The 22,304-nt window shown below is 58.3% G+C and carries 19 protein-coding genes, 3 tRNA genes and 4 pseudogenes; 18 read left to right on the top strand and 8 right to left on the bottom strand.

Going from position 1 to position 22,304, the window contains the following annotated elements; genetic code table 11:
• The 6 genes and pseudogenes from leuC (at position 1) to JCM15831_RS17540 (ending at position 7,297) form a co-directional block, all read left to right on the top strand.
• Entirely contained in the window at positions 1–1,404 is a 1,404-nt protein-coding gene (gene leuC / locus JCM15831_RS07845) for a 3-isopropylmalate dehydratase large subunit (protein WP_025823868.1), read from the top strand.
• Positions 1,404–2,036, top strand: coding sequence for a 3-isopropylmalate dehydratase small subunit (leuD, locus tag JCM15831_RS07850; protein ID WP_025823869.1), 633 nt, complete (start codon positions 1,404–1,406; stop codon positions 2,034–2,036). The genes leuC and leuD overlap by 1 nt, the downstream gene beginning before the upstream one ends.
• Positions 2,033–3,142, top strand: a complete 1,110-nt coding sequence (gene leuB, locus JCM15831_RS07855; protein ID WP_025823870.1) for a 3-isopropylmalate dehydrogenase — start codon at positions 2,033–2,035, stop codon at positions 3,140–3,142. The genes leuD and leuB overlap by 4 nt, the downstream gene beginning before the upstream one ends.
• A gap of 18 nt (positions 3,143–3,160) precedes the next feature.
• Positions 3,161–4,363 carry a pyridoxal phosphate-dependent aminotransferase gene (locus JCM15831_RS07860; protein WP_025823871.1) on the top strand — a complete coding sequence of 401 codons (1,203 nt, stop codon included), beginning with the start codon at positions 3,161–3,163 and terminating at the stop codon, positions 4,361–4,363.
• Between the two features lie 10 nt (positions 4,364–4,373).
• Complete coding sequence (locus JCM15831_RS07865) at positions 4,374–5,579, top strand: pyridoxal phosphate-dependent aminotransferase (RefSeq protein ID WP_025823872.1); 1,206 nt, start codon at positions 4,374–4,376, stop codon at positions 5,577–5,579.
• A gap of 36 nt (positions 5,580–5,615) precedes the next feature.
• A pseudogene (locus tag JCM15831_RS17540) lies at positions 5,616–7,297 on the top strand (M3 family oligoendopeptidase).
• A 44-nt stretch (positions 7,298–7,341) separates the two neighbouring features.
• Here JCM15831_RS17540 and JCM15831_RS22605 read toward each other — a convergent pair.
• A complete protein-coding gene (locus tag JCM15831_RS22605) occupies positions 7,342–7,653 on the bottom strand; it encodes a thioredoxin family protein (protein ID WP_025823873.1) in 312 nt (103 codons plus the stop codon).
• Positions 7,647–7,889: a hypothetical protein gene (locus tag JCM15831_RS22610; protein WP_232228059.1), complete on the bottom strand. Its 243-nt coding sequence runs from the start codon at positions 7,887–7,889 to the stop codon at positions 7,647–7,649. The genes JCM15831_RS22605 and JCM15831_RS22610 overlap by 7 nt, the downstream gene beginning before the upstream one ends.
• Positions 7,890–7,998: 109 nt before the next feature.
• On the opposite strand from JCM15831_RS22610, the gene JCM15831_RS17545 reads away from it, so the two are divergent.
• Entirely contained in the window at positions 7,999–8,313 is a 315-nt protein-coding gene (locus tag JCM15831_RS17545) for a hypothetical protein (protein ID WP_051528404.1), read from the top strand.
• Here the strand turns inward: JCM15831_RS17545 and JCM15831_RS07885 are convergent.
• The gene (locus JCM15831_RS07885) at positions 8,286–8,672 is read right to left on the bottom strand and encodes a DUF423 domain-containing protein (RefSeq protein ID WP_084490623.1); all 387 of its coding nucleotides are present in this window, start codon (positions 8,670–8,672) and stop codon (positions 8,286–8,288) included. The two genes, JCM15831_RS17545 and JCM15831_RS07885, sit on opposite strands and share 28 nt — an antisense overlap.
• A gap of 91 nt (positions 8,673–8,763) precedes the next feature.
• Between JCM15831_RS07885 and JCM15831_RS17550 the strand changes: the two genes are divergently transcribed.
• The 3 genes and pseudogenes from JCM15831_RS17550 (at position 8,764) to JCM15831_RS20165 (ending at position 11,098) form a co-directional block, all read left to right on the top strand.
• A complete protein-coding gene (locus JCM15831_RS17550; RefSeq protein ID WP_198024274.1) occupies positions 8,764–9,327 on the top strand; it encodes a DUF4142 domain-containing protein in 564 nt (187 codons plus the stop codon).
• A gap of 10 nt (positions 9,328–9,337) precedes the next feature.
• Positions 9,338–9,875, top strand: a pseudogene (locus tag JCM15831_RS21890) (cob(I)yrinic acid a,c-diamide adenosyltransferase).
• A gap of 608 nt (positions 9,876–10,483) precedes the next feature.
• On the top strand, positions 10,484–11,098 hold the full coding sequence (locus tag JCM15831_RS20165; RefSeq protein WP_025823877.1) for a hypothetical protein: 615 nt from the start codon (positions 10,484–10,486) through the stop codon (positions 11,096–11,098).
• A 136-nt stretch (positions 11,099–11,234) separates the two neighbouring features.
• On the opposite strand, the pseudogene JCM15831_RS17565 reads toward JCM15831_RS20165, so the two are convergent.
• The 3 genes and pseudogenes from JCM15831_RS17565 to JCM15831_RS07915 form a co-directional block, all read right to left on the bottom strand.
• Positions 11,235–13,174: pseudogene (locus JCM15831_RS17565) on the bottom strand (OPT family oligopeptide transporter).
• A gap of 50 nt (positions 13,175–13,224) precedes the next feature.
• Complete coding sequence (locus JCM15831_RS07910) at positions 13,225–14,931, bottom strand: alginate export family protein (RefSeq protein WP_025823878.1); 1,707 nt, start codon at positions 14,929–14,931, stop codon at positions 13,225–13,227.
• Positions 14,932–15,026: 95 nt separating this feature from the next.
• Positions 15,027–15,593, bottom strand: coding sequence for a hypothetical protein (locus tag JCM15831_RS07915; protein ID WP_025823879.1), 567 nt, complete (start codon positions 15,591–15,593; stop codon positions 15,027–15,029).
• 221 nt (positions 15,594–15,814) lie between these two features.
• On the opposite strand from JCM15831_RS07915, the pseudogene ispH reads away from it, so the two are divergent.
• The 3 genes and pseudogenes from ispH to rnhA all read left to right on the top strand — a co-directional run bounded on the left by ispH (position 15,815) and on the right by rnhA (position 18,319).
• Positions 15,815–16,827: pseudogene (ispH, locus tag JCM15831_RS17570) on the top strand (4-hydroxy-3-methylbut-2-enyl diphosphate reductase).
• A 45-nt stretch (positions 16,828–16,872) separates the two neighbouring features.
• Positions 16,873–17,835 carry a homoserine kinase gene (thrB, locus tag JCM15831_RS07925; RefSeq protein ID WP_025823880.1) on the top strand — a complete coding sequence of 321 codons (963 nt, stop codon included), beginning with the start codon at positions 16,873–16,875 and terminating at the stop codon, positions 17,833–17,835.
• Entirely contained in the window at positions 17,828–18,319 is a 492-nt protein-coding gene (gene rnhA, locus JCM15831_RS07930) for a ribonuclease HI (protein WP_025823881.1), read from the top strand. The genes thrB and rnhA overlap by 8 nt, the downstream gene beginning before the upstream one ends.
• 45 nt (positions 18,320–18,364) lie before the next feature.
• On the opposite strand, the gene JCM15831_RS07935 is transcribed toward rnhA, so the two are convergent.
• Positions 18,365–19,372, bottom strand: coding sequence for an ABC transporter substrate-binding protein (locus tag JCM15831_RS07935; RefSeq protein ID WP_035774076.1), 1,008 nt, complete (start codon positions 19,370–19,372; stop codon positions 18,365–18,367).
• A gap of 82 nt (positions 19,373–19,454) precedes the next feature.
• On the opposite strand from JCM15831_RS07935, the gene JCM15831_RS07940 reads away from it, so the two are divergent.
• A tRNA-Asn gene (locus JCM15831_RS07940) sits at positions 19,455–19,530 on the top strand.
• 19 nt (positions 19,531–19,549) lie between these two features.
• On the opposite strand, the gene JCM15831_RS07945 is transcribed toward JCM15831_RS07940, so the two are convergent.
• On the bottom strand, positions 19,550–20,812 hold the full coding sequence (locus tag JCM15831_RS07945) for an MFS transporter (RefSeq protein WP_051528391.1): 1,263 nt from the start codon (positions 20,810–20,812) through the stop codon (positions 19,550–19,552).
• Positions 20,813–20,907: 95 nt separating this feature from the next.
• Between JCM15831_RS07945 and JCM15831_RS07950 the strand changes: the two genes are divergently transcribed.
• The 4 genes from JCM15831_RS07950 to JCM15831_RS07965 all read left to right on the top strand — a co-directional run bounded on the left by JCM15831_RS07950 (position 20,908) and on the right by JCM15831_RS07965 (position 21,985).
• On the top strand, positions 20,908–21,261 hold the full coding sequence (locus JCM15831_RS07950; RefSeq protein WP_025823884.1) for a hypothetical protein: 354 nt from the start codon (positions 20,908–20,910) through the stop codon (positions 21,259–21,261).
• Positions 21,261–21,743 carry a xanthine phosphoribosyltransferase gene (gene gpt, locus JCM15831_RS07955; protein ID WP_025823885.1) on the top strand — a complete coding sequence of 161 codons (483 nt, stop codon included), beginning with the start codon at positions 21,261–21,263 and terminating at the stop codon, positions 21,741–21,743. The genes JCM15831_RS07950 and gpt overlap by 1 nt, the downstream gene beginning before the upstream one ends.
• Positions 21,744–21,807: 64 nt before the next feature.
• A tRNA-Pro gene (locus JCM15831_RS07960) sits at positions 21,808–21,884 on the top strand.
• 24 nt (positions 21,885–21,908) lie between these two features.
• Positions 21,909–21,985: transfer RNA gene (locus JCM15831_RS07965), tRNA-Arg, on the top strand.
• Positions 21,986–22,304: the final 319 nt, after the last annotated feature.

The raw sequence follows: 22,304 nt of genomic DNA on the forward strand, positions 1-22,304 counted from the left end.
GTGGTGGCCCGAACCCTGTTCGATAAAATCTGGGATGACCATGTGGTCGAACGCCTCCCGGATGGCACCTGCATTCTCTACATAGACCGTCACCTTCTCCATGAGGTGACAAGCCCTCAGGCTTTCGAAGGCCTGAGGATGTCCGGGCGTCGTCTGCGCCGTGCGGATGCGACGGTTGCCGTGGTCGATCACAACGTGCCGACCTCGGACCGCTCGCTGCCGATCGAGGAGCCGGAATCCCGGCTCCAGATCGAGACTCTGGAAAAGAATGTCGCCGAATTCGGCGTGCCCTATTTCAAGCTGCGGTCGAAAGACCAGGGCATCGTGCATGTCGTCGGCCCCGAGCAGGGCATCTCCCTGCCTGGCATGACGATTGTCTGCGGTGACAGCCATACCTCGACCCATGGTGCGATGGGGGCTCTGGCCTTCGGTATCGGGACGTCAGAGGTCGAGCATGTCATGGCGACACAGACCCTGCTGCAAAAGCCTGCGAAAAATATGCGGATCACGGTTTCGGGGCATGTCGGCCCGGGTGTGACTGCAAAAGACATCATGCTGGCCATCATCGGCAAGATCGGCACGGCAGGTGGCACCGGTCATGTGATGGAATTTGCCGGAGACGCCATTCGCGCTCTCGACATGGCCGGGCGTATGACGCTCTGCAACATGTCGATCGAGGCGGGCGCCCGTGCAGGGCTGGTGGCGCCTGATGAGACGACTTTCGCCTATGTCGAAGGTCGACGCTTTGCGCCCAAGGGCGAGGATTTTGACAAGGCCTGTGCCTATTGGCGCACGCTGGTGTCGGATAGCGACGCCGTCTTCGACACCGAGGTCACGCTCGATGCTGCCGACATCAAACCCAACCTGACCTGGGGAACGAGCCCTGAGGATGTGATCGGGATCGATGGCGTTGTGCCTGACCCTGCGAGCTGCAACGATCCGGCGCGGGCGCGTCAGGTTCAGCGCATGCTCGATTACATGGGGCTTGAAGCCGGTCAGAAGATCGCAGGTACGAAGATCGACGTGGCCTTTATCGGATCTTGCACGAATAGCCGCATCGAAGATCTGCGGGCTGCAGCGGCTGTCGCCAAGGGACGTCATGTTGCCCCCGGTGTGCGCGCCATGGTGGTACCCGGTTCCGGTAATGTCAAAGCTGCGGCCGAAGCTGAAGGGCTCGATCTGATTTTCCGTGAGGCAGGGTTCGAATGGCGTGAGGCCGGATGCTCGATGTGTCTCGGGATGAACCCTGACAAGCTCACCTCGGGCCAGCGTTGCGCCTCGACGTCGAACCGCAATTTCGAAGGGCGTCAGGGCCCCGGTGGCCGCACCCATCTCTGCTCCCCCGCCATGGCGGCGGCGGCGGCGGTATCGGGCTGCTTTGTCGATGTGCGGGAGATGGCATGATGGATAAGTTTACGACGCTCACGGCGATTGCTGCCCCTCTGCCTGTCGAGAATATCGACACCGATCAGATCATTCCGGCGCGTTTTCTAAAAACCATTCAGCGCAGCGGTCTCGGCAAGAATGCCTTCGCAGCCCAGCGCTATAACGAGGATGGGTCGGAAAAGCCGGATTTCGTGCTGAACAAGGAGCCTTTCCGCAAGGCAGAGATCCTGATCACTTTCGAGAACCTTGGTTGTGGCTCGTCTCGTGAGCATGCGCCCTGGGCACTGCTCGATTTCGGGATACGCTGCGTCATCGCGCCGAGCTTTGCGGATATCTTTTTCAATAACTGCTTCAAGAATGGCATCCTGCCGATCCGCCTGCCGCGCGAGATCTGCGAGACGCTTATGGAAGATGCGCAGATGGGGGCGAATGCCCGCATCACCATCGATCTGGAAAATCAGGTCGTGCAGCGCCCCGATGGCAGCACCCTTCCTTTCGAAGTCGATAGTTTCCGCAAGCACATGCTGATCGAAGGGCTCGATGACATTGGTCAGACGCTCCAGCATGACAGCGCGATCCAGTCCTTCGAGCAGAAGCGTCAGCGAGACGAATCCTGGCGCCCCACCATCGTGATGGAGACCGTTTCGTGAGCCAGGCCACCAAGCTACTCGTTCTTCCCGGCGACGGGATCGGTCCCGAAGTCATGCGCGAAGTTGTCAAGATCGCGCGCTGGCTCGGTGAGGCAAGAGGCCTCACGCTCGAGCTGACCGAAGAACTGGTGGGCGGCGCCTCGCTCGAAGCGCATGGCGTACCGCTCCGTCCCGAAGTGGTCGATCTGGCCAAAGAGGCGGATGCCGTTCTGTTCGGCTCGGTCGGCGATCCGAAATGGAGCCATGTCTCTTTCGACAAGCGTCCCGAGGCAGCTATTCTTGGCTTGCGTCAGGAGCTGGAGCTTTTCGCTAATCTTCGCCCTGCTCAGGTCTTCGAGCCGCTGGTCAATGCGTCTTCGCTGAAGGCAGAGCTGGTGGCCGGGCTCGATATCATGATCGTGCGCGAGACGGTTGGCGGCATCTATTTCGGTGAGCCTCGCGGCATCGAGACGCTGGCCGATGGCTCGCAGCGCGGAATCAATACCGAAGTCTATACCACGTCGGAAATAGAGCGCGTAGCACGCGTGGCCTTCGAGTTGGCCCGCCTGCGCGACAACCATGTCTGCTCGGTGGAGAAGTGCAATGTGATGGAGAGCGGCCTGCTCTGGAAGCAGGTTGTGACGGCATTGCATGAGCGCGAGTACTCCGACGTCAAGCTGAGCCATATGCTGGCCGATAACTGCGCCATGCAGCTCGTGCGCAACCCGAAGCAATTCGATGTGATCGTGACCGGCAATCTGTTCGGCGATCTGCTTTCGGATCTTGCTTCGATGCTGACGGGTTCTTTGGGCATGCTACCCTCGGCCACGCTCGGACCGGTGCAGGAGAGTGGCAAGCGTCATGCGCTGTATGAGCCGATTCATGGTTCGGCTCCTGACATTGCAGGGCAGGGCATCGCCAATCCGTTGGCACAGATCCTGTCTTTTGCCATGCTGCTTCGCTATTCGCTCAACCGCGAGGACGATGCCCGTCTGATCGAGCAAGCTGTCTCAAATGTGCTTTCCAGCGGATTGCGAACAGCTGATATCATGTCTGAAGGTATGAACCGCGTTGGCACCGAAGCGATGGGTGCGGCGGTTCTTCAAGAAATGCAGAAGCTGGCGTAGAGCCAGCCGGAGGAAACCATGTCCCTGATCGCTGCCCGGCTTAACCGGATTTCTCCCAGCCAGACGATCGCGATCTCGCAAAAAGCGCGGGCCCTGAAAGAAGCGGGGCGGGACATTATCAGCCTCTCGGCCGGCGAGCCTGATTTCGAGACGCCTGAAAACGTCAAACAGGCCGCCTGCGCAGCGATCGCGCGTGGTGAAACACGTTACACTGACGTCGCAGGAACACCGGCGCTGCGCAAAGCCGTGGCGAACTGGCTGAACCAGGATTTCGGCCTTGATTACAAGGCAGAAGAAATTGTGGTGTCGACCGGCGGCAAGCAGGTCATTTATGACGTGTTTACCGCAACTCTGGACGCGGGTGATGAAGTCGTCATTCCGGCTCCGGCCTGGGTTTCCTATCCCGATATCGTGGCGCTGGCCGATGGGACGCCGGTCATTGTGCAGACCAGACCTGAAAATGGCTTCCGTCTGGATGCGGATGCTCTGCGCGCCGCTATTACTCCGAAGACAAAATGGCTGGTCCTGAACTCGCCGTGTAACCCGACGGGCGCGGTCTATTCGGACGCCGATCTGCGCGCGCTCTGCGATGTGCTGCTCGATCATCCTCGTGTCTGGGTGCTGACCGACGATATCTACGCCAAGCTGGTCTATGACGGTCTGGTCAGCAAGACGCTGGTTCAGGTCGAGCCGAGACTGCGCGATCGCGTCGTCACCATGAATGGTGTTTCCAAAGCCTATGCCATGACCGGCTGGCGCATCGGCTTTTCTGCCGCGCCAGTTGAGCTGACCAAGGCGCTGATCAAGTTGCAGGGGCAGAGCACGAGCAATGCCAGCTCGATCGCTCAGGCTGCGGCACTTGAGGCCGTGACAGGCAAGCAGGATTTTATTGGTGGGATGGTGTCGGTCTATCAGGAGCGCCGCGATCTGGTTCTTGCCATGCTGGCTCAGGCACCGGGTCTAACCTGCACCCGTCCTGAAGGCGCATTCTACGTCTTCCCGTCCATTGCGGGGCTCATTGGCAAAAAGACGTCTTCCGGCAAGGTAATCGAGAATGACGAGATTTTCGTGACCGAATTGCTCGAAGAAACAGGTGTTGCCGCCGTGCATGGCAGCGCCTTCCTGACGCCGGGCTATTTCCGCATTTCTTACGCGACCGACACAGAGAGCCTTCGCGAGGCCTGCACGCGCATCCAGCGTTTCTGTGCCTCTTTGAGCTGAGACCATCATCATGAGCTTTCGTCTGGCACAGCGTCTTCAGGGTCTGCCCCAGCCCGCAACGATTGCAATGTCGGCGAAAGCCCGGGCCCTGAAGGCCCAAGGTATCGATGTCATCTCACTCGCTCTGGGCGAGCCCGATTTTCCCTCACCGCCCGAGGCAGTCGAAGCGGCCTATCAGGCCGGGTTGCGAGGCGATACCAAATATCCGCCGGTCGGAGGACAGCCCGCGCTCAAGGCTGCCGTCGCGAAGAAGTTCCTCGATGAAAATGGACTGACTTACGCGCCAGAAGAAATTCTGATCGCCAATGGCGGCAAGCAGCTTATCTATAATGCCTTCGCTGCAACCATCGATCCCGGAGACGAAGTCATCGTGCCGGCCCCCTATTGGGTGAGCTATCCCATCATCGCGCAGATGATGGGGGGCGTCTCTGTTCCGGTGATCTGTCGTGAAGAAGATCGGTTTCGGCTCCGGGCCAAAGCACTTCAGGAGGCGATTACGCCGCGCACGCGCTGGCTTGTCATGAATTTTCCGAATAATCCGAGCGGCGCCATCATGGAGCGCGAGGATCTTGAAGCCATTGCAGACGTGCTGCGCGCTGCGCCCCATGTTCTGGTGATGGCTGACGAGATTTATGAACATCTGACCTTTGACGGTCGGCGTCACGTCTCTCTGGCCGCCATCGCGCCGGATCTGAAAGACCGCATCCTGACCATCAATGGCATGGCCAAGGCCTATGCCATGACTGGATGGCGCGTGGGGTTCTGTGGGGGCCCAGCTCCGCTGATCAAAGCCATGACGAGCATCCAGAGCAACGCGACGTCGGGTATCTGCACTCTGGCTCAGGCTGGAGCCGTGGCAGCGCTTGGAACACCGGATGCGGCGCGACGTGCGATGCGTGACGTCTATCAGAGCCGACGTGATCTCGTGGTGTCGGCTTTACGCGCCATGCCTCATGTGACCTGTGCGATGCCTGAGGGAGCTTTTTATGCCTTCCCCGGGGTAGCTGCGTCGTTCGGTAAAACCAGTGCGGGCGGACGTCTGATTGTCGATGACATTGCCTTTGCCGAAGCTGTGCTGGAGGAGGCTCATGTGAGCGTCGTGCCCGGCAGTGCCTTCGGTCAGACGGGACATATTCGCCTGTCGGTTGCGGCATCGGATGCGCTTCTGGTCGAGGCCTGCGCGCGGATCCGCCGGTTTCTCGACGGATTGCACTGACTGGACGAAGCCGGGACGGGATGCGACCATAGGGGCATGGCTACATCTTTTCCCAAATTCGAGACACTGGATTTTCCTCGGCCGACACGTGAGTCGCTCGATCAGGCTTACGCTGCGATTAGCGAGGCGCTTGACGCCGGCGATCTCCCGCACGCGCTTACCCTTTTTGACGCCCAACGTCGGAGTTATGAGTCGTGGTCTGCGCTCGTCGAGCTGCGCTTTTCGCAGGACACGCGCAACGCCGATCATGTAGAGGCGCGCGACTACGCCGACCAACTGACCCCTTACGCCATCAATCTCGAGACGCAGGTCAAAAGACGTCTTCTGGAGCGACGAGAAGAGACAGCTCATCATCTCGATGACCATGTTCTGGCTTTATGGGATGCCGATATTACCACGTTCGACGGGCGTATCGAGTCCATGCTGGCCGACGAATCCCGTCTCTCTGCGGAATACACGGCGCTTCTTGCCTCAGCCGAAATCCCGTTCCGTGGCGAGCGATATAATCTTTCGGGGCTGGAGCCTTTCCAGCAGGATCCGGATCGCGCAACGCGTCATGAGGCTGAGATCGCGCGCTGGGGCTTTTATGAAGAGCATGGCGCTCAGCTCGACCGTATCTTCGCCGATCTCGTGAAGCTGCGTACAGAGATGGCGCGGACACTCGGCTTTGAGTCCTATATCGAGCTTGGATATCGGCGCATGCGTCGGACTGACTATACGGCTCAGGATGTGGCGCGCTTTCGCGAGCGCATCGCGGCCCATGTGACGCCTCTGGTGCAGGCGCTGTTGCAGCGTCGTCAGTTCGAGATGGGATGGGAGAGTCTCAAGTCATGGGACGAGGCGCTGGTCGACCCCAAGGGCAACCCGGGGCCTGCTGGCGACTATGATCTGATGATCGTACGCGCAAGAGAGATGTTCACGCGTCTTGATGACACGGGTGAAATGGCGGCCTTCTTCTCTGAAATGGTCGAGAAAAATTATCTGGATCTGAAAAACCGCCCCGGCAAGGCAGGGGGCGGTTTCTGCACGTCTTTCTCGACGCAGGGCACACCATTTATTTTTGCCAATTTCAACGGCACTCATGGCGATATCGGTGTGTTCACGCATGAGATGGGCCATGCTTTCCAGAACTGGAAAAGCCGCGAGCTTCCCTCCATCGATACACTCTGGCCGACCATGGAAGCCGCCGAGATCCACTCAATGGGACTCGAGTTTCTTACATGGCCCGAGATCGATTTGTTGGTGGAAGAAGGCGCAGGAGAACGCTATCGGCGGTTGCATCTGATCGAAAGCCTGAGCTTTCTGCCCTATGGGGCGTGCGTGGATCACTTTCAGCATGAGATCTATGCCAAGCCCGATATGAGCCCAGAGGAACGCCATGCAACGTGGCAGCGCCTCGAGCAGCATTATCTCCCTGGCGTGACTGGGATGATCTGGCCTATCCGGCCAAAGGCGGACGGTGGCAGGCCCAACGCCACATCTATTGCTCACCGTTTTATTATATCGATTATACGCTGGCTCTGTGCGTCGCCTTGCAGATCTGGCTTATCGCCCAGGTCGATGCGCCGCGCGCGCTCGAGCTCTATCGCGGTCTGTGTGAGGCAGGGGGAAACCAGGCTTTCAGTGCACTCGTGCGAAATGCGGGGCTGACTGTGCCGTTCGAAGATGATGCTCTGGCAGAAATTGTCGATGAAGCCGAGCAGATGCTGATGATGTAATCATGATGGCCCCACTCACGTGAGTGGGGCCATCTCATGGTCGCTCAGTTGCGGTGGTTCCATTTGTCCAGCAGATCCAGCACGGATTGCGAGGACATGGCCCGTGCATTACCCAACGTGTTGGTCCCATCGGCATTCAAAAGTTTACGTCCGGCCGTGACGATCAGAACTGTCGGGACTTCATGGATTGTCACACCGAATTGCTGCGCAATATCGAGATTTTTGTCGATGCGCCCGACATTGACCGGCACCACGACAAACTGGGATTCGAGCCACTGCGCGACTTCCGGCTGATTGAAAAGCCCGGCCAGCATTCTGCAATCGGGGCACCAGTTTCCACCAAAATCGATCAGCACTTTACGCTTGGTGCGCGCTGCCGTGGCAAAAGCTTCCTCAACCTGTGTCTTGGCAAGAGCGATGTCCGGGTAGACATCTTTTGCGGGGTGATCTGCACAGAGCTGTCGATCTTCGGCGGTGAGGGAGGGTTCTCTTCTGCAAAGGCCGTGCCGCCAAGAAGGCTGGACGAGGCCGGAGCAACTGCCGAGAGGCCGAGGACGAGGGAGGTCAGGACGCCAAATTTGCGTTTCAGCACGGAACAGGCCTTTCAGAGCAGTGGGAAGAAACAGGGTGGGCTGGTTGAAATTCTACCTGACTATGAAATGTTTCGTCCTGTCAGGGAATACAAGGGCTTGAGGAAGTTGATGATGAAACAACGAGATGTTCCGCAGGGGGCAGCAAAAGAGATTTCGGTAACGGCAACGCTGGTCCGGACGATCGGGCTTGTCGGGCTGACGCTCGTTTTCGCCTGCCTGATTCGCTTCGTGCCTTTTCTCAGTCACGGCGCGCAGTGGATCGCCGGCACGAATGCGTGGCAGACCCTTTATTCTCTCCTTGGCATCGAGACCAGTCTCGGACGTGAACAGCTTATTCTGATCGGGATCATGCTGTGCTGTTTCGTTGCTGCCCTCGCAGTGCAGGGCGCCTTTGTTTACTTCGCCGCCCGCATCCGGCGTTGAGCGAAGACCGCCATCACCGTCAGGCCGAGCCAGGCCGCCATGGTCAGCATGCCTCCTATCGGTGCCAGAAAGGCGACGTTCGGTCCCTGAAGGGCGAGTGAGACAACAGAGCCAACGAAAAGGACGGTCCCTGACGCCATAGGCAACGCGATCCAGCGCAGGGGGGCAGCACCACTCACGCCGAGCGCGAGCAAGGCAATGACATGCCACATCAGCATCTCGACGGCGCGAGACAGCATGGGGCGTCCCCCGGGAATGAAAGCCGTGTCAGGCAGATGGGCCCCTAGTGCAGCCAGCATGACGCCGAGACAGCCTGCGATGCCGCAAAAGCCGAAAATCATCCGTTGCGATGGTGTCATTGGGGAACACTTTCATTCCAGAAGGGTTCAGACCTCGATTGCGGGCAGTATAGGCGCGTCTGATGACATCAAGAAGAGAAGGTTGGAAACCATGAAAACAGGTCTCTGGATCGCGCTGGCGGCATTGCCGCTTTGCGCCTGCACACCGGATTATCCGCGTCTGCCGCCTTTGCCTGCACAGGCTGCGCCCTTCACGACGGGCGATGCGGCGTTTCTGCAGCAGGCAAATGAGCATGATCTGACTCAGGTTGCGCTTGGGAAACTTGCCGCCGATCATGCGCGCGCTGCCGAGGTGAAAGATCTGGCGCTGTCCTCAGTCAAGGATTACGAGGCCCATCGCGCAACGCTGGCAACGCTGGCTGGGAAGCACGATCTGGCTTTGACGGATGCGCCGCTCGCACGCGACCAAGCGACTATTGAACGCCTCTCTAAGCTTCACGGCCCGCGTTTCGACACGGCTTATGTGACCGCTCTGCGAGATGAGGCCCAGGCAAATGAAAAGGCGACGGTTTCGGCGTCTGCAACTTTGAAGGATGGCGACCTGAAAAGCGCCGCGACAGCCCTTCAGAAGCTGGATCAGAGCAGAATCTCGTCCGCCTATAGCTGGTTGCCGCATCTGAGCACGCGTAAGCACAGTAGAGGGCAGAAGCGGTGAGTCTGGTTCCATGAGTGTACGTCTGGACAAAATTGTGACCCGGGGGGGTGATCTCGGTGTTACATCCCTTGGAGACGGAGCCCGCATCCGCAAAGACGATCCTCTCATTGAGGCGATCGGGTGCGTCGACGAGCTTAACGCTGTTCTGGGATTGGTCAGGCTTCATTGCGCGAATCGGGAGGAGCTGGCTCGGATCCAGAATATCCTCTTCGACATGGGGGCGATCCTCTGCATTCCCGATCGGCAGGACGAGCAAGGGCAGCTTCAGGCAGCGGTGCTCTGGCTGGAAGGCTGGTCGAGCAGATTCGTGAACCTCAGGCGCCTCTGAAAAGTTTCGTGCTGCCAGGAGGTTCCGAGGGAGCAACTTGGCTCATATGGCCCGGGTCGTTGCCAGACGGGCTGAGCGCCGCCTGGTCGCGCTCGATCTGGCGCGACTGGCGCCCGCCGTCGTATTTCTGAATCGGCTGAGCGATTACTTTTTCGTTCTGGCGCGTCATATGAATGATGATGGGCGGTCCGATATCCTGTGGAACCGCCAGAAAGCCTGAAGACACCAGAGAAATTGGGGCCTTCAGCGGGTAGCGTCTGCCCCAGCTTTCGACATGGCGCAGGCAGACAATCCGCCGTTTGGATCAGTTATGAACAAACAATACTACCGGATCGAAATGAACGATCTCAGCACTACAAATTTCTGTGATATCGCGGAAATAAGGGGTGTATCAGCATGAATTCGTTTCTTTACGTATTATTTTGCTGCTACGCTTTATTCGATAAATGAACTATGGTGGCAAGAGTCGGCACCCTTTGTAAAATGAATAAAGAAAGTCTAAATTAAAATTCACAGAATATTTTATTATCGAATTTAAGTAGAAAATACGAAGGTTATTCTATTCCTATTTGCTGATGTTAAGGTGACATGCGTGAATTTATCGTTTAGGAGCAGGGCTCTGAGCCTTACGGCCTCGATAGCAATCGTCATTCCCGGTGCAACACTCGAAGAAGTCGTGCCCGGACACGTCAAGTCTCTGGCTTAGCGATAACTGTCTTTCTGACTAGATCGGCAAGACAAGCCAGAGCCAAACATTTTCGTTGCGATGTGAAGTGAGCGGAACAGGCTCTCAGCACCCAAAGATTTCCCTAGATCGAAAGAAGTAAAGTGGGCATCGACTCGGATTTTTTTAACAAGGATGGCAGTCCTGAGGGAGAGCTCAGCGAAGATTCTCTGCGTCTTGCGTTGGAGCGCCTGGGCGGCAAGAACCACAGAAGGCCCACCCCGACAAATCACCAGAAGGCTCATCCGGACCAGAAGCGTCGGCGCTTCGTGCAGGAAGGGCAGGTGGTCGTTGAGCATCATCAGCTTTCTCGCGCCAGCCTTCGTGCCGCTCCCATCATCTCGGACGATCATGCTGAAGAGGTCTCGAGACTTCGGAATCTTCTCAAGGTCGAGCAGCGGCGCGCAGAGGATGCGCAACGTGATCTTAACGATGTTCAAGTACAGTTGCGAACACTCGAGACGCATTTAGTGCATGAAAAACTGCATGCGACTGAGATCAAGAAGAAGTATGCCGAGGTTGAAAGGTCTTTATTGGAAGCACAGGGGGTAATCTCACGCCTGCGTGAGGAAGCCGAGCTGCGCAAGCCCAAGGTAGAGCTGGAGAGTGGCGAGCCTACACCAGAGCGTAAGACCCGAGGGCGTGGACGTCCACCGCGCGTCAGAGAAGAGACGGTCACCTCAGGGGAGCCGGAACCGGTTCGCTGGTGGAAAGAGTGATTTTAAGGGTGGGAGACCAGTCTTTGAAAAGAGTCTGTCTCTCCCTGTAGTCAGCAAATCACAGTCAAAAAAAGGCCGAGCGACCTTCTGGTTCGAGCGGCCTTTTTTGTATGAAGCGCGAGCCTTTTGATTGGTCTCAGGCCAGTTTTTTAAGTCTGGCCAGCTCCCGGGCAAACCAGATCAGGCATGCGGCAAACAGGATTGGACCGATCAGGCTTGCGCTCCTGCGTTCAAAGGGAGAGCCAGGAGGTTGCTATGACCTGTCACGCCACTCAGCACAGCGATGACAACGCCAATCAGGCTTTCTCCTACAATGAAGCCAGATGCGATCATCGTGCCGGTGCTGTCATCGCTCTGCTTTGACTCACGTCGGTTGCGGTCGAAGAACCAGGCAATGACAGCGCCAAAAGCAATTGTGACCGAGACATCGGCCGGAAGATAAATACCCATGCCGACGGCCAGAGGAGGCAGGGCCAGCCCTCTGATCTTGAGAAGACGGTCGATCAGGATCAGGGCGCATCCGATGCCGACGCCGATCAGGATCATCGTCCAGTCAAGATTATGAAGCAGAATGCCATGCGCGATATCGACCATCAGTGCAGGCTGAGGGGCCGCCAGCGCGCGTGAGGGATCCATATTAGGACGCGGTAAAGCGCCTGCAAATCCGTAAGCCTGATAAAGCACGTTGAGAACCGGCGGGATGACAAAAGCGCCGATGACGCAGCCGATCAGGAGAACAATTTCCTGCTTCCAGGGCGTGGCGCCGACGAGCTGGCCGGTCTTGAGGTCCTGCAGATTATCGTTCGATATCGCGGCTGACCCGGTCAACGCAGTCAAGACAAAGAGAATAAAGGCGATGGCACCGTGCTGCTCGTGGGCTGAAAGTGCATCCGGAACCAGATGCAGAGCCTCAAGACCGAGCATGGCCGCACAGAGTGCGACGACGCTGATGATCGATATGCCCGAGATCGGCGAGGAGGATGAGCCGATGATACCGGCCATGTATCCGCAGGCGCTCGCAACCAGAAAGCCGATCAGAAGGCAGGCGGCGAGGCCGAGTGCGATCATGACGACCAGAAGGAAGTCGTGAGTGGAGACAGGCCATAGGAAGACGGTGAAAAGGGCGCCCAACCCGAGGATCAAGGCAACGAGAAGAAAATTCATCACGACCGGAGGCAGATCGCGGTCGGTGTCATCCAGACTGGCGCGATGCGTCTGCGAGAAGGCTTCACGCAGGCCGCGTATGACGGGGCTCAACAGGGAGGCAACGGTCCAGCACGCTGCGACGGCGATCGTGCCTGCTCCCATGAAGCGGATCTTATGCACCCAGAGTCCCGTTGCAAAACTGGCGGCAGCAACTCCGGAAGGATGGGGAACGATCGTGCAGAGCCAGGGTATGGCAACACCCCAGCCCAGAACGACGCCCAAAAGCATGGCGATGCCGCCGCCAAGGCCAACCAGATAGCCGGTGCCGATCAGGGCGAGAGAATAGGCACCTTGCAGGCGGAAAATCGAGGGACCGACGGAAAAAGTCGTGCTCCAGCCATCTTTCATGATGCGGAAACCCGATGTCAGGAACGTGAGGCCCGCAGCGATGAGGCTGCCATGGATCAAGGCTCTGAGGGACTGCTGGTTTCCCTCAGGCGATGCGACACGCAAAATCTCGGCACAGGCTACGCCTTCGGGGTAGGGAAGGGCGCTATGCGTCACAAGCGCTCGTCTTAGCGGGATTGTGAAGAGAACGCCCGTGGCGCCGCCCAGCAGCGTGATGAAGAAGCTCTCCCAGAACGGGAAGCCTCCCCAAAACCCGATCATCACAAGCCCGGGAATAGTGGCGAACACGCAGCTCAGCGTGCCCGCGGCAGAGGCCTGGGTCTGAACCAGATTATTTTCGAGGATAGTGCTGCCTCCCAAGGCCCTCAGCACAGCCATCGAAATGACCGTCGCGGGAATGGAGGAGGCAAAAGTGAGGCCTATCTTCAGGCCAAGATAGACATTGGAAGCCGTGAAGATGATCGTGATCAACGCGCCGAGAACAAGTCCTCGAATAGTCAGTTCCCGTGTCGCCGGCTTCATGCTGTCTCTCTGTGTCGATGGCGTAAGGAACAGCTCCTACGACGAAGCGCCTAGAAACGGAAGACGAAGCTGGACTGGTAGTAGCTGCCACTCTTGCCACCGGCCGCCCGCAAACCGTCCGAACCGATGAAGCGGGCGCCGTATTGCGTCCAGGTCAGATGGCGGTTGAGCTGCATGGTCAGCGATGCCTGCGGGACGATCCCGATCAGCCCTCCCCGGAATGAAGTGAAGGCATAAGCGCCGGAAGGGCTGTAAACTGCGTCATCGGTCGAGGCGCGCCACAGGATGGGGCTTTTGAATTGGAGGCTGAGCCAGTTGCGCGGCGTGATGCGAATGACAGGTGAAAAGCTCACCAGATTGCTCGGAGCAACGTAGGTCGTTGTCTCAAGGTAGTTCGTCTGGGGATTGAAGGGAGCAATATAGGTGCCAACGGTGCCCTGATTACGCTGTGACGATCCGCCGGAATAAAGATCTGCCTGTAGTCCGAGAAAAGGATGGAGGGGCGAGGTTGTCTGGCGATAGCCTGCAATCGCATTGAAGGCATAGGCCGAGACGCTGCGGTTCCGGCCTGTGCTGTTCAGTTCGAAACTGCCTCCCTGATAGAGCCCTCCAACGGAGAATTCGAAAGACGGCGCTCCGCCATACCAGCGGAAACCGTAATCCTGCCGCGCTGTTGTGCCGTTCAGTGTTGTCTTCTTGTAAGGCAGGGCGGCTGCCGTTCCCCCGACCCGGAAGGCGATCAGAAACAGATCGACGAAAGATGACACGCGCTCCTTGCCGACAGAAAAGGAGGGGGGAGCCCAGGTGACGTCTAACCCGTGTAGTCGTGTGCTCCAGTCGGGGCGGTTGTGAAACATCTTGTTCGACGTGATATTTGTGCCGACAAAATCGTATACATCGGCGCGGAGGCGGGGCCAGATCGCGTAGCCGCGTATGCCGTTCCACGATAACGGGACGTTGGGCGTTTCACGATTATAGAGGATGTAAGAGGGAGCATCGAGGAATTGCTGCCGACCGACGATAAGGCCGGTCTTGGCGCCCACCAGTTTTGACTTCAGCTCGACGAATCCCTGTTGCAGGTCGAGACGCTTTCGGAAGGTCGAATTATAGCCATAGCCGCCCCATCCTGCGGCATCGGCGTTAACGAGCTGACCGAAAAAACGCACATGCTCCCCGAGATGCAGATCGGCACCGTAAAGATTGCGGACCGCAAAGCGCCCTGATCCCGGCGTCCCTCTGGTGCCAAGGAAAGGGGCTTCTTCGTACCAGTTACGCAGCCGCGTTTCGCCAGAGAAGGTCAGCCACCACCGCCCGTTTTGCGTGAGCGGAATGAATTTCAGCGGGTCGAACGGATCGTCGCGGCGTTTTTTATCGCGCAGAAACGACCAGTCTTCCGCCCAGGGCGCAATGCCATAGCGCCCGACAGGGCCGAATCCCGCAGATTCGCCGTTGCCTCGGGTAAAGACCCCCCAATCTCCCTGCGTTCCGCGGGGCGCACGATTCTGCAGAGGGGTGACGCGACGGGGCTGTCCAACCGGACCCGCATGCGGGTAATCCTGAATTGCCGGACGATGCGTGCCGTTGATGACCAGCGTCTCGTCAGACGTGCTCGGATCGACTGGATGTTCGGACAGTTTCTTTACGTAATCGGAACGTGTTGGTGGCGCGGAAGCAGTCTGAGAGAAAGCCTTTTCGCCCGCACAGGGAGTCACGCCCGCAAGCAGGAAGAGAGCAGGCAGGGCGTGACGTGGGCGCATCTGAAGAAGTTCCGAAGAAGAAGGGTTCTCCAGAGTATTGAGAGTATAGCTCTAAAACAACGTGTTTTTATAAAAGCACGTTAACTATCTGTTGTTTAGTTTGTGTGTGCGGCAAATTTGGCCGGGCGCAGATGAGTCTGGTTGTAATCGAGTTGCTTGTGATCGAGCTGAAAGCCGATTTTTAGCGCATAATTGGTCTGCTGCAGATCCGGGGATGCGGGAACGTCGATGAGGCGTACGGGTGTACGCAAGGACACGGTCGACTGATTGCCAGCGAAGGAAACGGGAACCTCGAATTCCTTCTTCTCCAGAATCTTACCATCTCTGAGAACGGCGACGAAGTAGGGAAGGACGATGTCCTTTCCGTCTGAAGCAGGGCCGCGTTCGACGGTGATGGCCAGACTCATTCTTGTGCGCACGCTCTTTTTGGGTCCCGCCTCGCAGTTGCCGGTCAGGCCGCTCATGCCTGCATGGGTGACGAGGCTGCCCGCATCGAGGCCGTGTCCGTCATATTGGTAGAAATCTGCCGCCTGGCTCAGAATTTCCACCGGAGGGCAGATGGGCGCGAAAGCGCTCTGATCGTCCTGGTTGCAACCCGTCAGGGCAACGGTCGAACCGATGAGTGTGAGGAGGGGAAGAAGGGGGCGGGCGGATCTGGTCATGAACAAGGCTCTTCGTCTTTTCACCGGTGCAGAAACTGGGCCCGGTATGGTAAGAAGGCGACACTAAGCCGAATGAACATGCAATGTCGGGCTTGCATACTGTTGACGGGTTGCGTAGCTCCCCTATGCGAGCCCATATCGTGAAGCGTTGCATCATTCGTCATGCGTGCTGCCTTGGGGCTTGTTCGCATATACCGCCTGCCGTGAGATTGGGGAACACCATGCCCGACACCTTGACCACTTCACGCCCGCAAGCGTCTTCGCAGCAGGAGTCCGAGGCACAAACGCTTCGTGTTCTTCTGGCGGGACCGCGTGGCTTTTGCGCTGGCGTCGATCGGGCCATTCGCGTGGTGGAAGAAGCCCTTCGCCGCTACGGCGCTCCGGTTTATGTCCGCCATGAGATCGTTCATAATCGCACCGTCGTCGAAAATCTCGAAGAACAGGGCGCGATTTTCGTCGAGGAGCTCGATGAGGTTCCCGCAGACGGTCATGTCGTGTTCTCCGCCCATGGCGTGCCTAGATCGGTCCCGGCAGAGGCGCAGCGTCGCAATCTGCTCTATCTAGATGCGACATGCCCCCTCGTGTCGAAAGTTCATCGCGAGGCCGAACGTCACTTTGCCGGTGGCGGTGCAGATGCACGCCACATTCTGATGATCGGACATGCCGGGCACCCGGAAGTCGTCGGCACGATGGGCCAGCTTCCGAACGGCGCGGTGACGCTGATCAATGATGCGGAAGAAGCGCGGACGGTCGAGCCTGCTGACCCGTCGCGTCTGGCCTTCATCACGCAGACGACGCTCTCGGTCGATGACACGTCCGAGATCGTCGCGATCCTGCGCGAGCGCTTCCCCCTGATCGAAGGCCGAAGAAGGAAGATATCTGCTACGCGACGACCAATCGTCAGGAAGCAGTGAAGGCGATCGCACCGGAAAGCGACCTCGTCATCGTCATCGGTTCACCCAATTCGTCGAACTCGCAGCGTCTGCGTGAAGTTGCAGAACGCTCGGGCGCCAAGCGCGCCCTGCTTGTGCCGAAACTCGCAGCCCTCGACTGGAGCGTCCTCGAAGGCGTTCGGACCGTCGGGATCACGGCTGGCGCATCCGCACCGGAGACGCTGGTGCAGGAAATCGTCGATGCCCTGTCGACGCGATACAAGCTCGAAATCGAGGAGCGTATCGTGAAGAAAGAGAACGTGGCGTTCCGTCTTCCGAGCCCACTCGGCGAGCCAGCCTGAAATCCGGCGCGAGTATGATGAACGTTCTGGTTTTCGTCTGAGCCCATGGCGGTTTACACAGCAATTCCGCCAGAGGAGCTCGAGGCTTTTCTGGCGGAATACGATCTCGGCGCGCTCAGGCACGTCGAGGGAATTGCCGAAGGCGTAGAAAATACAAATTATCTGATCGAGACCGAATCGGGACGCGCGATACTGACGCTTTACGAGAAGCGCGTGCGCCCCGAGGAGCTGCCCTGGTTTCTCGGTCTGATGCAGCATCTCTCGCAACAAGGCTTGAAATGTCCGACACCGGTTATCGGTCGTGATCGGATCGCGCTGCGCCGCCTGATGGATCGTCCTGCTGCGATCACAACGTTTCTGCCCGGTAGGCCGATTGAAACAATTACAGCCTCGGCCTGTTTCAGCCTCGGTCAGTCTCTGGCGAGGTTCCACCTGCTTGGAGAAGATTTCAGGGCGAAGCGGCGAAACGGGCTCGGCCCGGATTCGTGGAGGCCACTGCTTGAAAGCTGTCACGGTGAGGGTGATGCGCTGAAAGAAGGTCTCACGGGCGAACTGGATAAAGCGATCACGGACGTCCTGGCGGCCTGGCCTCAGGATGGCGATCTGCCCCGTGGGCAAATCCATGCCGACCTTTTCCCCGACAATGTCTTTTTTCAGGGAAGCCGCGTTTCAGGCCTGATCGACTTCTATTTCGCCTGCACGGATATGCTGGCCTATGATCTGGCGATCTGCCTCAATGCATGGTGTTTCCCGGATGAGAAGACGCCGTGTCCCGCACTGATCGCGGGTCTGATGGGCGGATATCAATCGGTTCGCCCGCTAAGTCCTGAGGAGATAGGGGCGCTTCCGGTTTTGACGCAAGGAGCAGCGATCAGGTTTCTGCTGACCCGGCTTTACGACTGGATCAACACCCCCGAGGACGCGATCGTGACACGCAAGGATCCGCTCGCCTATTACAATCGTCTGACCGCCTGGCGAGGCGAGGCAAAGGCACTCCTCCATGTCTGAGACCGGTACGACACGCGAGAGTAAAGCGGCGCTTCCTGAAGATGCGCCTTCCGTCGAAATCTGGACCGATGGCGGGTGCAAGCCCAACCCGGGGCCGGGCGGTTGGGCCGCTCTGTTATGTGCTCGTGGGCGCGAGCGGGAGATTTCGGGCGGTGAGACCGCCACGACGAATAACCGGATGGAACTGACGGCAGCGGCTGAGGCTCTGGAAGCGCTCAAGCGCCCTTGTCTGGTGACATTGCATACCGACAGTGAATATCTGAGGAACGGTATCACACGGTGGCATACGGGTTGGGTACGCCGGAACTGGCGTAATGCTGCCGGCGACCCCGTCAAAAACCTCGATCTGTGGCAACGCATTTTGGCGGCAGAAAAACAGCACAACGTCACTTGGCTCTGGGTGCGCGGTCATAGTGGCGACGTCAATAATGAGCGCGTGGACCAGCTCGCGACCGCCGCTCGCGAGGCGCTTGAGGGCGGTTAAACGCTCCGTTTTCTGGCCTAGAAGTCACTCTACCTCTTTCTCTGATTAGAGAGAGAGGCAAAGACGATGGGCGATTTCGGTTGTCTTGTCCGCGTCAGGCATCAGGCCGATTAGTTTGAGCTCATCGACATATTGCTCGACCTGAATCCTGAACGGGTGGCCGGTCACGGCTTTGCTCGGGACTTCCCGGTCGAGCATGCCTTTTGCATCTTTCGGCGCATCGCCATCTTCTTCCCAAAGCCGTGCCAGTTCGTCGAGATGCGCCGGAAATTCGTGTTGCGCGTCGTGCAGCGCAGCGCTGAGTGCGACTGCGAGACCGGGGTCGTGCGCGACTGCCTCGGTTGCGATGCCGAGAGTAAGATCGATTCGCTCCCGTTCTGCGCCAGTCATGCTGTCGAGCATGTTCCAGCTGATGCCTCTGGTTTCCTGAAGGATACGCCAGCCGATCGGATCATGAACGGCAACGGCGTCAAGCTCGCCTGCGCGGAGCGCGTCGGCCATGTCCTCGGCGGGAATGGCGACCCAATGAACCGAATCGGTCGGATGCAGGCCCCGTCGTCTGAGCTGGATGCTGACGAATCGCCTGTCCGCGCCTTCCAGACTGACGACACCGATTTTCCTGCCTGCGAGGTTACCGATCTTGTGCAGATGAAGGTCGCGTCTGACCAGAAGACGGTAGCTTCCTGCACGAACGCCGCAGGCGAGACGTGCAGGGAGTTCGTTTTCCTCATCCTGGTAGAGCACCGGAAGCCAGTCGAGCAGAGGGCTCAGCGCAGCGTCAGCACGGTTGCTGATAACGGCATCAACAGCGCTGGTTCCGCCGGGAACTTTGACGATGTCGACTGTCAGATCATAGCGACCGAAAATGCCCTGTTGGCAGAGCCAGAGCAGCGGATCGTAGTCGGGTTCGGGCCAGGCAAGTCGGACGTGGCGATTTTTGCCATCCGTTGCGATCGGTTTGTGATGGTGGAAAAAGTGTCGTGATTGCAGGGCCGTAGCCAGAATAACGCCGCCAGCGCCCATAAGGAGAAGGCGGCGGGAAGGGGCTGCCATCAGGAAAAAACTCCATGTGCAAAAAAAATGACAAAGGGGGGTTTACCCCATGAAAAGCATTCGCTAGATAGTGCCTCGCTGGTCCCGAATAGCTCAGTTGGTAGAGCAAGCGACTGTTAATCGCTGGGTCGTAGGTTCGAGTCCTACTTCGGGAGCCAGGCATTTTCCTCTTAAAGTTCATCCTTCATCGGGCTTGATTGTATCGAGACGATCGAGTCTCCAGAGGCTTGGGAACATCCTGATCCAGAGCCCGGCCACGATCAGTGTGCCGATGCCGCCTGCCACAACGGCAGCTTCCGTTCCAATGGCCGTTGCCAGCATTCCGCTCTCAAACTCTCCTAATTGATTGCTTGAGCCGATAAACAGCATGTTTACGGCCGAAACGCGGCCGCGCATGCCGTCGGGTGTGGCCAGTTGCGTCAGGGCGCCGCGAATCACCACGCTGACGACATCAGCGGCTCCGAGCACGGCGAGTGAAAGCACCGACAAGGTCAGAGAGTGCGAGATCCCGAACACGATGGTGGCAATTCCGAAAATCCCGACCGAGGCGAACATGATGGGTCCTGCGTGACCCCTGAGCGGGTAGCGCGCGAGATAAAGAGAGCCGAGAAGAGCGCCGATTGCGGGCGATGCGCGCAGGATTCCGAGACCGATCGGTCCAAGATGGAGCACGTCATTGGCGTAAACCGGCAGCATGGCCGTGGCGCCGCCCAGCAGCACGGCGAAAAGATCCAGCGAGATGGCCCCCAGCAAATCGCGTCTGCGACGAAGAAACGCGATGCCGCCGAACAGGGATTCGAGGCTCATCGGCGAGCGGCTGCCGCCGAATGGCCTGAGCTTGAGCATATTTGTCGAGAACAAGGCGATCGCGAAGCCGCACGCGCATGTCAGATAGCAGAAATCTGCTCCCAGACCGTAGAGAAGGCCGCCGAGTGAGGGGCCGATGATCGAGGCTGTCTGAAAGAGTGAGGCCGAGAGCGCTGCCGCGCGTGGAAACTGCGCCGGAGTTGCGATGGAGGGCAGGAAGGTCTGCTGGCAGGGCCCCTCGAAAGACCGCAAGGCGCCGAAGCAGGCGACCAGTCCGTACAGTGCCCAAGGGGCCAATTGTCCGGTGAAGGTGGCTACCGCCATTGCCGAAGCAATAACGACTTCGATGGTCTGACAGATCAGAACGATACGCTTGCGATTATAGCGATCGGCAACATGACCGGAAATGAAGACCAGAGCCAGCATGGGCAGGAATTGCGCAAGACCGAGAAGTCCTAGCGCTGCGACGCTATGGGTGAGGGCATAAGTCTGCCAGGCAACGGCAACAGCCAGAACCTGAGCGGAGAGAGCTGAGAGGGTGCGTCCGACGAGAAAGGGACGCAGGCTCGGGATAGCGCTCAAAGCGCTATCGAGCACGGGGCGAGAGTCATCTGACGATGTGGGATCTGGCATGGCCCCACACTATAAGCAGAGGGTGCGAAGCAGAGCCAGCATCGAACAAGGGTCAATCAATTGCATTTTCTGGTCTGTGAGGGCAGGTTCCGGCGATGAATCCAGACCGTGACCCTGTTGTCGACTCGCCGTCGTCTGTCGTGACCCGTGATGTTGCCCAGCCTGATATCCGCGTGGGGACAATCTCCTCTGCGCGCGAAGAGGGGGAGAAGATGCTTCTCTGGATCGATTTTGGCACGCATCTGGGTGTCCGACGTGCCACAATGACGCTGGCGAAACGCTATGACGTGGCGCAGCTGGTTGGCAGGCAAGTTTGTGCTGTGGTTAATCCGCAGCTGCACACACTCTCTGTGAATCAAGTACTGGCGCTTGGTATGCCGGATCAGTCCGGTGACCTGGTTTTGATTTGCCCGGATCGCCGGGTGCCAGATGGAGGAAAACTGTTCTGATGGCTACAAACTACGCAACCGTCACCTGGGATCAGCTGCATCGCGATGCGCGCACCCTCGCTTCGGCTCTCATGGGGCGTGCCCCTTTCAAGGGAATCGTTGCTGTGACTCGTGGCGGACTCATTCCGGCGGCAATTATTGCGCGTGAGCTGGATTGCCGTCTCGTCGAATCAATTTCGGTCATCAGCTATTCAGGCGAAAGCGCGGAAGATCAGAAAGAGCCGCGTGTTGTGAAATCCCCTGTTGCCGCCGGTGATGGTGAGGGCTTCCTGATCATCGATGATCTGGTCGATTCAGGCGAGACAGCCAAGGTCGTGCGGGACGTGCTGCCCAAGGCGCATTTTGCCTGCCTCTACGCCAAGCCGAACGGGAAAGCCCATACCGATCAGTATGTGATGGAAGTCGCTCAGGATACCTGGGTGCTGTTCCCCTGGGACACGGCGCCGCTCTTCGTGCCGCCTTTGGCTCGTAACCTCGGATAATTCTTCACTTTTTTCAAAAGCGCATCTTTCACCCTGCTGCGAGTTGCGGTAGGGTCCGCGCGTTCGGGGCGTGGCGCAGCCTGGTAGCGCGCTTGTTTTGGGTACAAGAGGCCCCCGGTTCGAGTCCGGGCGCCCCGACCATCACCACCAGGGTTCAAGAGGTAAGCGCCCTTAGCTCAGTTGGATAGAGCAACAGCCTTCTAAGCTGTGGGTCGCTGGTTCGAATCCAGCAGGGCGCGCCAGTTGCTTCGTGCAAGAGCATCAGCTGTCCAGACTAATCCTTCGTGATTGATCCTCCTCACCTGTCCCCGTTATGAAATGCCTGACAGCCGAATTTTATGCTTCTTTCTTCGGTCGCGCGCGTACCCTTGCTTCTCAAAGACCAGTGATGTCGGTTGAGCATCGCACGATCAGGCCGTTGTTGAGACAAAAGGTCTGTGATTCTGGCGAGAAGCATGACGCTCCCGCGTTTTGTATTCATATCCGATTGGAAGGGCTTTCATCGCGTTGAAGCGCAGGAGACAGCGCGCGCCAGCAGCCCGTCTGGTTGAGCTGTAAGAG

The sequence above is a fragment of the Asaia astilbis JCM 15831 genome, assembly GCF_000613845.1.
Taxonomy (GTDB): domain Bacteria; phylum Pseudomonadota; class Alphaproteobacteria; order Acetobacterales; family Acetobacteraceae; genus Asaia; species Asaia astilbis.